15 protein-coding genes are annotated in these 13,828 nt (G+C 53.2%); 8 read left to right on the top strand and 7 right to left on the bottom strand.

The window, feature by feature from the left end; genetic code table 11:
* Window positions 1-34 precede the first annotated feature (34 nt).
* Together gloA and rnt are read left to right on the top strand one after the other, a co-directional pair.
* The gene (gene gloA, locus ABLU80_RS02945; protein ID WP_015705221.1) at window positions 35-442 is read left to right on the top strand and encodes a lactoylglutathione lyase; all 408 of its coding nucleotides are present in this window, start codon (window positions 35-37) and stop codon (window positions 440-442) included.
* Between the two features lie 104 nt (window positions 443-546).
* Window positions 547-1,191 (top strand): ribonuclease T, encoded by a 645-nt coding sequence (gene rnt / locus ABLU80_RS02940; RefSeq protein WP_015366877.1) that lies wholly within the window; start codon window positions 547-549, stop codon window positions 1,189-1,191.
* A gap of 53 nt (window positions 1,192-1,244) precedes the next feature.
* Here the strand turns inward: rnt and ABLU80_RS02935 are convergent, their stop codons facing one another.
* The gene (locus ABLU80_RS02935; protein ID WP_015366878.1) at window positions 1,245-1,592 is read right to left on the bottom strand and encodes a Grx4 family monothiol glutaredoxin; all 348 of its coding nucleotides are present in this window, start codon (window positions 1,590-1,592) and stop codon (window positions 1,245-1,247) included.
* 339 nt (window positions 1,593-1,931) lie between these two features.
* Between ABLU80_RS02935 and ABLU80_RS02930 the strand changes: the two genes are divergently transcribed.
* Window positions 1,932-2,807: a C40 family peptidase gene (locus tag ABLU80_RS02930; RefSeq protein ID WP_045360679.1), complete on the top strand. Its 876-nt coding sequence runs from the start codon at window positions 1,932-1,934 to the stop codon at window positions 2,805-2,807.
* On the opposite strand, the gene ABLU80_RS02925 is transcribed toward ABLU80_RS02930, so the two are convergent.
* A complete protein-coding gene (locus ABLU80_RS02925) occupies window positions 2,804-3,259 on the bottom strand; it encodes a helix-turn-helix domain-containing protein (protein WP_157194883.1) in 456 nt (151 codons plus the stop codon). The genes ABLU80_RS02930 and ABLU80_RS02925 overlap by 4 nt on opposite strands.
* A gap of 478 nt (window positions 3,260-3,737) precedes the next feature.
* On the opposite strand from ABLU80_RS02925, the gene sodB reads away from it, so the two are divergent.
* The gene (gene sodB / locus ABLU80_RS02920; RefSeq protein WP_042892334.1) at window positions 3,738-4,319 is read left to right on the top strand and encodes a superoxide dismutase [Fe]; all 582 of its coding nucleotides are present in this window, start codon (window positions 3,738-3,740) and stop codon (window positions 4,317-4,319) included.
* Window positions 4,320-4,370: 51 nt separating this feature from the next.
* Here sodB and ABLU80_RS02915 read toward each other — a convergent pair whose 3' ends face one another.
* Complete coding sequence (locus ABLU80_RS02915) at window positions 4,371-5,537, bottom strand: MFS transporter (RefSeq protein ID WP_157194884.1); 1,167 nt, start codon at window positions 5,535-5,537, stop codon at window positions 4,371-4,373.
* 159 nt (window positions 5,538-5,696) lie between these two features.
* Entirely contained in the window at window positions 5,697-5,786 is a 90-nt protein-coding gene (locus tag ABLU80_RS02910) for a YnhF family membrane protein (RefSeq protein WP_032705726.1), read from the bottom strand.
* 295 nt (window positions 5,787-6,081) lie between these two features.
* Between ABLU80_RS02910 and purR the strand changes: the two genes are divergently transcribed.
* Window positions 6,082-7,107, top strand: a complete 1,026-nt coding sequence (purR, locus tag ABLU80_RS02905) for an HTH-type transcriptional repressor PurR (RefSeq protein ID WP_015366884.1) — start codon at window positions 6,082-6,084, stop codon at window positions 7,105-7,107.
* A gap of 19 nt (window positions 7,108-7,126) precedes the next feature.
* Here purR and punR read toward each other — a convergent pair whose 3' ends face one another.
* Window positions 7,127-8,038, bottom strand: coding sequence for a DNA-binding transcriptional activator PunR (gene punR, locus ABLU80_RS02900; RefSeq protein WP_015366885.1), 912 nt, complete (start codon window positions 8,036-8,038; stop codon window positions 7,127-7,129).
* Between the two features lie 112 nt (window positions 8,039-8,150).
* On the opposite strand from punR, the gene punC reads away from it, so the two are divergent.
* Together punC and cfa are read left to right on the top strand one after the other, a co-directional pair.
* Window positions 8,151-9,335 carry a purine nucleoside transporter PunC gene (gene punC / locus ABLU80_RS02895; protein ID WP_059444050.1) on the top strand — a complete coding sequence of 395 codons (1,185 nt, stop codon included), beginning with the start codon at window positions 8,151-8,153 and terminating at the stop codon, window positions 9,333-9,335.
* Between the two features lie 298 nt (window positions 9,336-9,633).
* On the top strand, window positions 9,634-10,782 hold the full coding sequence (gene cfa, locus ABLU80_RS02890; protein ID WP_015705219.1) for a cyclopropane fatty acyl phospholipid synthase: 1,149 nt from the start codon (window positions 9,634-9,636) through the stop codon (window positions 10,780-10,782).
* A gap of 51 nt (window positions 10,783-10,833) precedes the next feature.
* Here the strand turns inward: cfa and ABLU80_RS02885 are convergent, their stop codons facing one another.
* Window positions 10,834-11,469, bottom strand: coding sequence for a riboflavin synthase (locus tag ABLU80_RS02885; protein WP_015366888.1), 636 nt, complete (start codon window positions 11,467-11,469; stop codon window positions 10,834-10,836).
* Window positions 11,470-11,699: 230 nt separating this feature from the next.
* Here ABLU80_RS02885 and mdtK point away from each other — a divergent pair, with 230 nt between their 5' ends.
* Window positions 11,700-13,073, top strand: a complete 1,374-nt coding sequence (gene mdtK / locus ABLU80_RS02880) for an MdtK family multidrug efflux MATE transporter (RefSeq protein ID WP_015366890.1) — start codon at window positions 11,700-11,702, stop codon at window positions 13,071-13,073.
* 55 nt (window positions 13,074-13,128) lie between these two features.
* Here mdtK and ABLU80_RS02875 read toward each other — a convergent pair whose 3' ends face one another.
* Entirely contained in the window at window positions 13,129-13,698 is a 570-nt protein-coding gene (locus ABLU80_RS02875; protein ID WP_015366891.1) for a TIGR00730 family Rossman fold protein, read from the bottom strand.
* Between the last annotated feature and the right edge of the window lie 130 nt (window positions 13,699-13,828).

Below are 13,828 nucleotides of genomic sequence, written 5' to 3'. Positions count from 1 at the left end.
CTGATGTATCAAAACAAACTGCATAGGGGAAATTATGCGCTTACTTCACACCATGCTGCGCGTTGGCGACCTGCAACGTTCTATTGAGTTTTACACCAACGTGCTGGGCATGAAGCTGCTGCGTACCAGCGAAAACCCTGAATATAAATACTCGCTGGCTTTCGTCGGCTACGGCGAAGAGAGCGATACCGCGGTTATCGAACTGACCTATAACTGGGGCGTGGATAGCTACGAACTCGGTACCGCCTATGGCCATATTGCGCTGAGCGTCGACAACGCGGCGCAAGCGTGCGAGCGTATTCGCCAGAATGGCGGCAATGTCACTCGCGAAGCTGGCCCGGTTAAAGGCGGCAGCACGGTTATCGCCTTTGTTGAAGATCCGGACGGCTACAAAATTGAGCTGATCGAAGAGAAAGATGCCGGAAAAGGTCTCGGCAACTAAGTTAATTCGGGCGCGTTCGCGCCCGATGTTTTCTCCCTTCCTGCTGCAAGCCGCGGCAAAATTTGCCATAATGCGCGCTACTTTTTTCCAGCTAAGAGAATCTGATGTCCGAGAACGCTCAACTTAATGGTCTGTGCGGCCGTTTTCGCGGTTTTTATCCTGTGGTAATTGATGTTGAAACCGCCGGGTTTAATGCCAAAACCGACGCCCTGCTGGAGATCGCCGCTATTACGTTGAAGATGGATGAGCAGGGCTGGCTGATGCCGGACGAAACGCTGCATTTTCACGTGGCTCCCTTCGAAGGGGCCAACCTGCAGCCGGAAGCGCTGGCTTTCAATGGAATTAACCCAAACGATCCGGAGCGCGGCGCGATAAGTGAATACGATGCGCTGCACGCCATTTTTAAAATGGTTCGCAAAGGAATGAAAGAGAGCGATTGTAGCCGCGCGATTATGGTGGCGCATAACGCGACTTTCGATCACAGCTTTACGATGGCCGCCGCCGAGCGCGCCGGGTTGAAACGCAACCCGTTCCATCCTTTCGTGACCTTCGATACCGCCGCGTTGAGCGGGTTGGCCTTAGGGCAAACGGTATTGTCTAAAGCCTGCATCGCCGCGGGCATGGAGTTTGATGGCAGCAAGGCCCATTCTGCGTTGTACGATACCGAGCAAACCGCCCAGCTATTCTGCGAAATCGTCAACCGCTGGAAGCGCCTTGGCGGCTGGCCGTTACCTGTACCTGAAGCGTAAGCGATAAAAAAAGCGACTTCCGGAGAAGTCGCTTTTTCTTTTGCAGCAAAGAATTACTCTGCTTTCGGCTCGTCAGCGTTGTGCTTTGCAGCCGTTTCTTTGATCAGCTGCTGCAGTTCGCCGCGCTGATACATTTCGATGATGATGTCGCAACCGCCAACCAGTTCACCATCAACCCACAGCTGCGGGAAGGTCGGCCAGTTAGCGTATTTCGGCAGTTCAGCGCGGATATCCGGGTTCTGCAGGATATCTACGTAGGCAAAACGTTCGCCGCAAGCGGAAAGCGCCTGCACTGCCTGAGCGGAGAAACCGCAGCTCGGCAGCTTCGGAGAGCCTTTCATGTACAGCAGGATCGGGTTTTCAGCGATTTGACGTTGGATTGTTTCTAAAGTGGTGCTCATTGTCGTGCTTCCTTAAACATCTTTACGGCAGTAATTTGTCATTGTAGCGTCCTGGACGCAGGACCGATAATAACATTTTTTTCACTCGCCACATTTTATCTTCTGTCGTCTGAAGTTGCCTTAAAAATATCACTTTGAGGCGTCAGTGCGGGGCGGGTTGCGCACTTTCTGTACGAGGCGGTGATTGTCTGACTCATTTTTTTGCAATCGTTAACCAAACGACATTTTAGATACAAAAGAGTATTAACTTTCTGGCTTTTTATGCTTTAGAATCATTCCGGTTTGTCATTCACCGTCAGGCATTAGTATATGTCTGTAATTTAATCAGGGGATTGCTCAGTGGCGCGGCTCAATAAAATCGCGATATCGCTCTGTGCATTACTGTTTACATCTATCTCGCTTACGCCATTGGCGCATGCTTCAGGGCATACGCACGCTTCGGCTACGCCGAAGGCGCACCCGGCGAAAGGTTCCACCGCCGAGCGTAAGAAGAAAGCAACGCAAAATAAATCCAAATCCACCGCTAAAACTACCCGTAAAAAAACCTCAAGCGCGAAGTCCCCTACTCGTACTACCGCAGCAAGCCAAACCGCGCTTAATCGTCAAGTCGCCGGCGCCACCAAAAAATGCGTGTTGCGTAAAGGCTATAAAAAGCAGTGTGCGAAAACGGTAAAATCCAGCGAAACATCGACGCTGGCGTTGAACAGCGTGAAAAGCAAATGCGTGGTGCGTAAAGGCTACAAAAAACGTTGTAAACCTGTCGCTGATGAACCGAATCTGACGATTGCCGATGCGCACAAAGCCCGAGTGCAAAAAGCGCAAAGCACTGCCATGAATAAACTCATGGATCAGCTAGGCAAACCTTATCGCTGGGGAGGCTCCTCACCGCGTACCGGTTTCGACTGCAGCGGGCTGGTTTATTACGCCTATAAAGATCTGGTAAAAATTCATATTCCGCGCACCGCTAACGAAATGTACCACCTGCGCGATGCCCGCCCGGTTGACCGCGATGAACTGCAAAGCGGCGATCTGGTCTTCTTCCGCACCCGCGGACGCGGCACCGCCGACCACGTAGGCGTTTACGTTGGAAACGGTAAGTTTATCCAGTCGCCGCGTACCGGCCGTGATATTCAGATAACCTCCCTGAGCGAAGATTATTGGGTTCGCCACTACGTCGGCGCGCGCCGCGTAATGACGCCAAAAACCATTCGTTAAGAGGCGCAGCCCCCGGTTTGCCGCTGCGCCGGCAAACCGCTCTTCTGTACATTCCCCTCCTCTTCCAGATTCAGCGGATACTGCATTCGCTCCTCCAGTTGCGTGGGGTGACGGCGGTAGCTGGTCGGCGACATACCAAAATGACGACGGAAAGTACGGCAAAATGTCGCTTGGCCTTCAAACCCGAGCAGCAATGAGATACTCAACGCCGAATCCTGCGTCTGTTTGAGAATACCGGCGGCAATGGTCATTTTGCGTCGGCTAACATATGTTCCCAGCGTATAACCGGTAATCAGCGCGAACTGGCGCTGAAAGTACCAGTGCGAATAACCCGATTTCCTTGAGATTGCGGTGACGGGTAGCGCGGTAAAAATGTTGTCTTCGATCCACTCGATGATATCTATGACGATCGGAATAATATGTCCGCTGACCATTTCATGTTTATGCGCCATCTCTTCTCATCCATCAATTATGAGCTTTATGCTTGTTCAATAACGATTTCTTACTCCGAGGTCCGTTGCCTGCAGAGATAATTATATTTGTCATACAATTAATATTAATCCTAATGATTATTGGGCATGAAAGTCATTCCCATTACGCATAATGCTCGCAAGCTAATGATTTATAGAATTCTAATAAGATAACAGGCGATGAAGATACGCAGCGTTTTAGTCGTAGGCAGGAGCGTCGATGGGGAATTTGCGAATCATATCGCTCGCCATGCGCCAGACTGGCGAAGGCTTAATCAGTCGCGTTAGCAATGAATAACCTTTGTTGTTGTAAGTCTTTTAACTGACTTCAGCAAATGTTAACATTCTCAACACAATAACATGTAACACTCGCGACAGCGTTACACAGTAAATACGATATTCAGGTGAACATTCACCTAATTAATGTGAGAAAAAACAAAAAGTTATAAGGAGAGTAGCAATGTCGTTCGAATTACCTGCATTACCATATGCAAAAGACGCCCTGGCGCCGCACATTTCCGCAGAAACCCTGGAATACCATTACGGTAAACATCACCAGGCCTACGTGACCAACCTCAACAACCTGATCAAAGGCACCGCTTTTGAAGGCAAATCTCTGGAAGAGATCGTTCGCACTTCTGAAGGCGGCGTCTTCAACAACGCAGCGCAGGTCTGGAACCACACTTTCTACTGGAACTGCCTGGCGCCGAACGCCGGCGGTGAGCCGGAAGGCGAACTGGCCGCAGCGATTAACAAATCTTTCGGTAGCTTCGCTGATTTTAAAGCGAAATTCACCGATGCCGCGGCGAAAAACTTCGGCGCAGGCTGGACCTGGCTTGTTAAAAACGCTGACGGCAGCCTGGCTATTGTCTCCACCAGCAACGCCGGTACCCCGCTGACTACCGATGCGACGCCGCTGTTGACCGTTGATGTCTGGGAACACGCCTACTACATCGACTACCGCAATGCCCGTCCAAATTATCTGGAACACTTCTGGGCGCTGGTAAACTGGAAATTTGTTGCCGCCAACCTGGCAGCATAAAAACAAAACCGCAGCAGGGTTACCCCGCTGCGGTTTTTTTCTTAGTGCGACTTAGTTATTCGCTATCGCTTCTTCTGGTTGTGAACGCCCGCCAAACAGCACCACCGCTAATGCCAGCCCGGCAATAATCGCCCCCATCACCGGCACAAAAGCATAACCGAGGCCGCCGGATATCACCGCGCCGCCCGCCGCCGCGCCCAACGCATTACCGAGATTGAAAGCGCCAATGTTAACCGACGATGACAGGCCCGGCGCTTCGTGCGCCACGCGCATAACGCGCATCTGCAGCGGCGGAACCACCGCGAAGGTTGCCGCGCCCCACACGACCATGCTGACGGCAGCACCCAGTTGCGATTGCGCCAGCAACGGAATGGCCAACATGATGGCAATCAGTAACAACAGGAATCCTTTCAGCGTTCCGGAGACTGAACGGTCGGCAAATTTACCACCCAGATAGTTGCCAAGCGAGAAACCGACGCCGATCAACACCAGCATGGCGGTAACAAACAGCGGTGAAGCGTGGGTGATGGTATGCAGTACCGGAGAAATATAGGTATACAGCGTGAACATCGCCCCGGCGCCCAGCACGGTAGTCAACAGCGCAGAGAGTACCTGAGGACGCATCAACACCGACAGCTCGCGCTTCACGTTCGGACGCTCGCCGGCGCTACCCTTCGGCAGGGAGAACCACAGACTGACCATCGCAATTAACCCCAGACCCGCCGTGGCGAGGAAAGACATTCGCCAACCGATGGTTTCGCCAAGCCAGGTGGCAGCCGGTACGCCGCCGATATTGGCAATGGTCAGCCCCATAAACATGGTCGCGACCGCACTGGCCTGTTTGTGTTTTGGCACCACGCTTGCGGCAACGACTGAGCCGAGGCCGAAGAACGCGCCATGATTGAGGCTGGTGATAATACGCGACAGCAGTAGCGTCGTGTAATCCGGCGCAATAGAAGAGAGCACGTTGCCGAGGGTGAAGATCCCCATAAGGAAGATCAATGCATTGCGGCGAGCGCGATGCGATAGCAGCAACGTCATTAACGGCGCGCCGACCATCACGCCAATGGCGTAGGCGCTAATCAGCATCCCCGCGGCCGGAATAGAAACATCGACGCCTTTGGCGATAACCGGCAGTAATCCCATCGGGGAAAACTCGGTGGTACCGATACCAAAGGCACCGATCGCCAACGCGAGTAAGGGAAAGTTGATTTTCATTCAGAGACTCCATCAGGCCGATTCAGGACACGGCATTACATCAGAAGCCAAAAGCATGACATCAATCACAGAAAAACAGAAGTAAACGAAATGACAAAAGATTTTTGCAGATTTGCTAATAATGGCGGGATGGGAGGGGAAGCCCCCTCCCTGCTGGAATCAGTGCAGTACCGCGGTCAACGCGGCGGCGACGATCAGACCCAAAACAATAACCGTCGTTGTCAGCGAAAACTTTAAATTTGTGTCCATCAATTTTCTCCCCTGATTATCCCCACATAGAAAGTGAGCTTGCTCATTTTTGCACAAAAATATGCAAAAATCTTCCCGGATTTAGAGTGATGCACATTTTTGCTCTTCCCCTTTGCCGCGAGATAGGACAAAATCCCACGCTAATTTGAAAGCGTATCGGCCATTGACCCCTTCCTGTCGTTCTGTGTCGTTTTCCCAGGTGTTGCAATGTTGAGCATTGTATACAGGGTGTGTATAGGCAAACGTTTACGTATCGATAATCAGACGATCAGGTCAAGGTCTGGAGTGAGAAGTAATGGCAACTATTAAAGATGTAGCGAAACGCGCAAACGTTTCCACTACAACTGTATCACATGTGATTAACAAAACCCGTTTCGTGGCGGAAGAGACGCGCAATGCGGTGTGGGCGGCAATTAAAGAACTCCACTATTCGCCAAGCGCCGTGGCTCGCAGCCTGAAAGTCAATCACACTAAATCGATCGGTCTGCTGGCCACCAGCAGCGAAGCGGCCTATTTCGCTGAAATTATCGAATCCGTAGAAAAGAGCTGCTTCCAGAAAGGCTATACCCTGATTCTGGGCAACGCCTGGAACGATCCGGAAAAACAGCGCGCCTACTTGTCGATGATGGCGCAAAAGCGCGTTGACGGCCTGCTGGTGATGTGTTCCGAGTACCCTGAGTCGGTGCTCAGTATGCTCGAAGAGTATCGTCATATTCCGATGGTGGTGATGGACTGGGGCGAAGCCAAAGCGGACTTTACCGACTCGGTTATTGATAATGCCTTTGAAGGCGGCTATATCGCCGGCCGTTACCTGATTGAACGCGGCCATCGTGAAATTGGCGTTATTCCGGGCCCGCTTGAGCGCAACACCGGCGCCGGGCGCCTTGCCGGCTTCATGCAGGCGATGAAAGAAGCGCATATCAATGTGCCGGAAAACTGGATTGTTCAGGGCGACTTTGAACCGGAATCCGGCTACCGCGCCATGCAGCAGATCCTTAATCAGCAGCATCGCCCAACCGCCGTGTTCTGCGGCGGCGACATCATGGCGATGGGCGCTATCTGCGCCGCCGACGAAATGGGCCTGCGCGTGCCGCAGGATATTTCGCTGATCGGATATGATAATGTGCGCAACGCCCGCTACTTCAGCCCGGCGCTGACCACAATACATCAACCCAAGGACTCGCTCGGAGAAGCGGCATTCAATATGCTGCTCGATCGCATTGTTAATAAACGCGAAGAGTCGCAGTCCATCGAGGTGCATCCACGTCTTATCGAGCGCCGCTCGGTTGCCGACGGCCCGTTCGTCGATTATCGTCGTTAACACCCTCCTCCGGCGCCGGTTATTCCGGCGCCCGCAACCACTCCCGATTCAACGTTTCGCTGTCGCCAAGATAGTCAAGCAGCCAGCTTAAAGCGGGTGAAGCATCGCTTTGTTGCCAGGTCAGGCAGCAGGCGGCATCCGGGAATGGGTTTTCCAGCGTCAAGGCCGTCCACTCCCCGCTATCGATATGCGGGCGGGCGAAATGGCCTGGCACCATCCCGACGCACAATCCTGCCGATAGACAGGTGGCTGAAGATTCCCAATCCGGCACCACCACCCGCTTCTGGTTATCAAGCAGCCAGGTTGTGCGCTTCGGCAGCGAGCGCGAGGTATCTTCGCGCACCAGGGACGGCCAGTTGCGCAACACGTCATCACTGAGCGGCCCTTCCATCTGCGCCAGCGGATGACTGCTGGCGACGACACAGTGCCAGTTCAGCATCCCCATATCGCGAAAAGCGTAACGCCCTCCCACCGGTATCGAACGCGTCGCGCCGATAGCGAGTTCTACCCGCCCATCGGCTAACGCATCCCAGACGCCGTTGAAAACTTCCTGAAAAACGATCAGTTCGACATCGCTAAAATGGCGATAAAAATCAACGATCATCTGGCGCATCCGCGCCGGTTTAACGATATCGTCCACCGCAATGGACAGCTGGCCGCGCCAGCCGTTAGCAATTTGCTGGCACTGCTGGCGGGTGATCTGCATTTTTTTGATAACAGAACGCCCTTCCTGCAAAAACCAGTGCCCGGCGGGGGTCAATTCAACATCACGATGGCGACGTTCAAAAAGCGGAACCGCCAGCCACTCCTCCAGCTGTCGCACCGTATAGCTCACCGCCGAAGGTACGCGGTGTAGCTCCTGCGCCGCGGCGCTGAAACTCCCGTTACGCGCTACAGCATCAACCACTTCTAAGGAATATTCAGACCACATATTCTGCCTGCAAAATTTTTGAATGCATGTGACAAATAATAGCGTTTCACAAGGCGGATTACACTCCCTACACTCTGCGGCATCGTACCTGCATCAGTAGAAAGAGAACGTTATGCAACAACCTGGGAAAGGATTTTTAGTGTGGCTGGGCGGCCTGAGCGTGCTTGGCTTTCTGGCCACCGACATGTATCTACCGGCCTTTGCCGCCATTCAGCAAGACCTCAACACCTCTGCCGCATCGGTTAGCGCCAGCCTGAGCTTATTCCTCGCGGGCTTCGCGCTCGGCCAGTTGTTCTGGGGGCCGCTGTCGGACCGCTATGGCCGGAAACCGATTCTGCTCGCCGGGCTGGCTATCTTCGCTCTTGGCTGCCTTGGGATGCTGTGGGTACGCGACGCGACGCTGATGCTGGTACTGCGTTTTGTCCAGGCGATCGGCGTATGCGCCGCCGCGGTGACCTGGCAGGCGATGGTGACCGACTACTATCCGGCCCAGCGCACCAACCGCATTTTCGCAACGATCATGCCGCTGGTCGGGCTCTCTCCGGCGCTGGCGCCGTTACTCGGCAGCTGGCTGTTAGTCCATCTGGAATGGCAGGCTATCTTCGCCACCCTGTTCGCTATCACCTTACTGTTGATGCTGCCGGCTTTTCGTCTGAAGGCGGTCGTCAAACCTGCTGGCGAAACCCAGCAGAAACTTACCTTTATGGCCCTGCTGCGTTCACGTGAATATAGCGGTAACGTACTCATTTATGCGGCGTGTTCCGCCAGCTTCTTCGCCTGGCTCACCGGTTCGCCGTTTATCCTCCATGAAATGGGCTATGGCCCGACGGTGATTGGTCTTAGCTACGTGCCGCAAACTATCGCCTTCCTGATCGGCGGTTACGGCTGCCGCGCGGCGCTGCAAAAATGGCAGGGTCATCAGATGCTGCCCTGGCTGCTGGTTGTTTTTGCGCTGAGCGTGGCGGCGACCTGGCTTGCCGGGATACAGGATCATCCGTCACTGGTTACGCTAATGGTTCCGTTTTGCATCATGGCGATTGTGAATGGCGGGATTTACCCTATCGTCGTCGCCCAGGCGCTGAAACCTTTTCCACAGGCAACCGGGCGCGCCGCCGCCCTGCAGAATACGCTGCAGCTTGGCCTCTGTTTCCTGGCAAGCCTGCTGGTCTCAAGCCTTATCGCCACTCCGCTTCTGACCACCACCAGCGTGATGCTGATTTCCATCGTTCTGGCAGGCATCGGTTTCTGGATGCAGCAACGACGCGTGCAGTTAGTGAACGAATCGTCTCACGCTTGATGATTTTTTAAAGGATCTCCCGGACCAGTAATTAGCCTGCTAATATATTTTTATTGAAAGGCGGTTTTTAGCGGCCTATACTGGATCCGGCATCACATAAATAGAAAGTTTTTTAGATATTAACGGGGGCAGGAAGCAGCCCGTTTCACCATGGAAGGCCTTTCGGCAAGGGTTATCTCCCTTCCTCTGTTCTACGTCGGATAGCACCCTCACGATTTTTTCGTGAGATTTCTCACAAAGCCAAAAAAGCGTCTACGCTGTTTTAAGGTTCTGATCACTTGGGCGTGATGGAGAAGCTATGAGTTCATCGTGTATAGAAGAAGTAAGTGTACCAAACGATGATTGGTACCGGATTGCAGCTGAATTATTGGGCCGTGCCGGAATTGAGATCAATGGTTCCGCACCCTCCGATATCCGGGTAAAAAACCCGCTCTTTTTTAAACGCGTGTTACAAGAAGGGTCTCTCGGATTAGGCGAAAGCTATATGGACGGCTGGTGGGAATGCGAACGCCTGGATATATTCTTTCACAAGGTATTGCGCGCCGGGCTGGATAAGCAACTCCCCCACCACTTCAAAGATACGCTACGTATCGCTGGCGCTCGCCTGTTTAATCTGCAAAGCAAAAAACGCGCCTGGATTGTTGGTAAAGAACACTACGATTTAGGCAACGACCTTTTCCACCGCATGCTCGATCCCTATATGCAATATTCCTGCGGATACTGGAAAGAGGCCGAAAATCTGGAACAGGCGCAGCAGGATAAATTAGATCTTATCTGTCGCAAACTGCAGCTTGAGCCGGGAATGAAAGTGCTGGATATCGGTTGCGGTTGGGGCGGACTGGCCTATTACATGGCCAAAAACTATAACGTCAGCGTGACAGGCGTGACCATTTCGGCCGAACAACAAAAAATGGCACAGGAGCGCTGTGCAGGATTAGATGTCAATATTCTGCTGCAGGACTATCGCGATCTTCACGAAAGTTTTGACCGTATCGTCTCCGTCGGGATGTTCGAGCACGTTGGGCCTAAAAATTACGCCACTTATTTTGAAGTTGTCGATCGTAATTTAAAACCAAACGGTCGTTTTCTGCTACACACCATTGGTTCAAAGATTACCGATCACAACGTCGACCCGTGGATTAATAAATATATATTCCCTAACGGTTGCCTGCCGTCGGTACGCCATATCGCCGATGCCAGCGAGAAGCATTTTGTGATGGAAGATTGGCATAACTTTGGTGCCGATTATGACACCACCTTGATGGCCTGGTACGAGCGTTTTCTTGCCAGTTGGCCGGATATTGCCGATAACTATTCAGACCGTTTCAAACGCATGTTTACCTATTATCTGAATGCCTGCGCGGGTGCTTTCCGCGCCCGCGACATTCAGCTCTGGCAAGTCGTCTTCTCGCGCGGTGTTGAACATGGCCTGCGCGTAGCCCGCTAGACTCGCTAAAAAAAGCCCCCGTAGAAATGTATTTCTGCGGGGGCTTTTTTATTATTCTTCCGCGCTTTTTTGCGCCGCTTCTTTTGCCGCCAGCACGCGTTCCACGGTATCCACCACCGCCTGAGTTTGCGGATCGATTTCGATATTTACTTTATCGCCGAGTTTTTTCACCCCAAGCGTGGTGCGCTGCAGCGTTTCCGGAATAAGATGCACGCAGAAACGAGTCGGGGTCACTTCACCAACCGTCAGGCTAATACCGTCCACGCCGATGAACCCTTTATACAGGATATATTTCATCAGCGCCGGGTCCTGTACCTTAAACCAAATCTGGCGATTGTTTTCCGAGGTGAGGATTTTAACGACTTCGGCGGTGGTCATAATATGGCCGGACATCAAATGGCCGCCGATTTCATCACTGAATTTCGCCGCTCGCTCGACGTTGACCATATCGCCTTCATGGATAGCGCCAAGATTAGTGATACGCAGCGTCTCTTTCATCAAGTCAAAGCTGATTCGCGGGCCGTCAATTTCGGTAACGGTCAGGCAACAGCCATTGTGCGCCACCGAAGCACCGGTCTCCAGGCCATCGAGCATATGCGCCGGCAGCTCCACCACGTGGGTGCGGAAATTCGGTTTCTCATCGATGGACACCACTTTCGCAGTCCCCTGTACAATACCAGTAAACATACTTTGCTCCTGTTGAGAATCGTGACGGTATCATTACCGTTATATATACGCGGAACAATAACAGTTGGCCAAACAGGTTGCCAGCGCGCATCGTGCCCCCACCATTTTTTCACTGGCTTAATGGCTAATCCTCGCTACAATAGACTGGAAATTCCTCCTGTTTTTTCTTCTTGCTGCCATTTAAGGCGGCTTTTTTAGTCTCAAAATAACAACAATATAAAGGTGTTCACGTGCAGAAGTACTTTATAGAAGCGCGTCAGTTATTAGCATTGGCTATCCCGGTCATTCTGGCGCAGGTCGCCCAGACGGCGATGGGCTTTGTCGATACGGTGATGGCCGGCGGCTACAGCGCAACCGATATGGCCGCCGTGGCTATCGGCACCTCGATCTGGCTACCTGCCATCCTGTTTGGCCACGGTCTGCTGCTGGCGCTAACGCCGGTTATCGCCCAACTTAATGGTTCCGGTCGCCGCGATCGTATCGCCCAGCAGGTACGCCAGGGCTTTTGGCTGGCGGGCTTTGTCTCCGTACTGGTGATGGTGGTGCTGTGGAACGCAGGCTATATCATCAGCTCGATGCACAACATCGACCCGCAGCTTGCCGACAAAGCGGTGGGGTATCTGCGTGCGCTGCTATGGGGCGCGCCAGGCTATCTGTTCTTCCAGGTCGCGCGTAACCAGTGCGAAGGGCTGGCAAAAACTAAGCCCGGTATGGTGATGGGTTTTATCGGCCTGCTGGTCAACATTCCAGTGAACTACATTTTTATCTATGGTCATTTCGGTATGCCGGAACTTGGCGGCATCGGCTGCGGGGTCGCGACCGCCTCGGTCTACTGGGTCATGTTTGCCAGCATGCTGACCTGGGTGCGCCGCGCGCGCTCAATGCGCGATATCCGCTGCGCTGAGCGTTTCAGTAAACCTGATTTTTCGGTATTAAAACGGCTGGTACAGCTGGGGTTGCCAATCGCGCTGGCGCTGTTTTTTGAAGTCACGCTGTTCGCGGTTGTGGCGCTGCTGGTTTCGCCATTGGGGATTATCGATGTCGCAGGGCATCAAATCGCCCTTAACTTCAGTTCGCTGATGTTCGTTCTTCCGCTCTCGCTGGCGGCGGCGGTAACAATACGCGTTGGTTTTCGTCTCGGCCAGGGCTCGACGCTGGATGCACAGACCTCCGCGCGTACCGGGGTCGGCGTGGGCGTCTGCATGGCAATGATCACCGCGATTTTCACGATCCTGATGCGTAAGCAGATTGCCCTGCTGTACAACGATAACCCTGAGGTGGTGCTACTGGCCTCACAGCTGATGCTGCTGGCGGCGATTTATCAGATTTCCGACTCCATTCAGGTGATCGGCAGCGGTATTCTGCGCGGTTATAAAGATACGCGGTCGATCTTCTTTATTACCTTCACCGCTTACTGGGTACTTGGCCTGCCAAGCGGTTATCTGCTGGCGCTGACGGATATTGTGGTGCCGCGGATGGGGCCTGCGGGTTTCTGGTGCGGCTTTATCATCGGCCTGACCTCCGCTGCCATCATGATGATGCTGCGCATGCGCTTCCTGCAACGTCAGCCGTCAAGCGTGATCCTGCAGCGCGCCGCGCGCTAACCAGAAACGCTAAAGAAAAGGGCAAGCCGTTAAAACGGTTTGCCCTTTAATAGCGCTACTTCGCAAGCCATTTGCGCTGCGGCGGCGTATAGCGATGGAATGCGGTTAAAATCTCCTGTACATCATCGCTAAAAGTCAGCATCTCAGCATAGCGGCGATGCATAAACCCTTCGGCGGCCATTTTTTCCGCCATCGCCTGCAGCGGGTTGTAATAGCCGTTCACGTTCAGGAAAGCACAGGGCTTTTCATGAATACCGAGCTGCGCCCAGGTCCACTGTTCAAAAATCTCTTCCAGCGTTCCGGCTCCACCCGGCATGGCAATGAAGCCGTCCGCCAGCAGCGACATTTTGTTTTTGCGCTCATGCATATTCTCAACGACATGCAGCTCGCTTAATCCGCTATGCGCAATCTCACGCTCCACCAGCCCGCGCGGCATCACGCCAATGACCCGCCCGCCGTGTTCTAATGCAGCATCTGCCACGGCGCCCATAAGTCCTACTTTACCGCCGCCATACACAAGCTCCACCCCGGCTTGCGCCAGCGCCTTGCCAACCTGTTGCGCGTAAACCTGATAAATCGGGTTTTCCCCGGTAGAAGAACCACAAAAAATGCCAATTGCTTTCATTACTGCGCTCCGTCGTTTATTTGCCGCACACTCTAGCATAAAGTCGGTGAGCGTCTCCCCTGCCAATCCGGGCAGAAAAATGCAACGGAGCAGGACATTGTTGAAGAAATATCCTTTATCATCAGTAAAA

It is taken from the genome of Klebsiella sp. CN_Kp104, assembly GCF_040064515.1.
Taxonomy (GTDB): domain Bacteria; phylum Pseudomonadota; class Gammaproteobacteria; order Enterobacterales; family Enterobacteriaceae; genus Klebsiella; species Klebsiella aerogenes.
The sequence above is the reverse complement of the archived record's forward strand: the minus strand, read 5'-3'. Positions and strand labels throughout refer to the sequence as shown.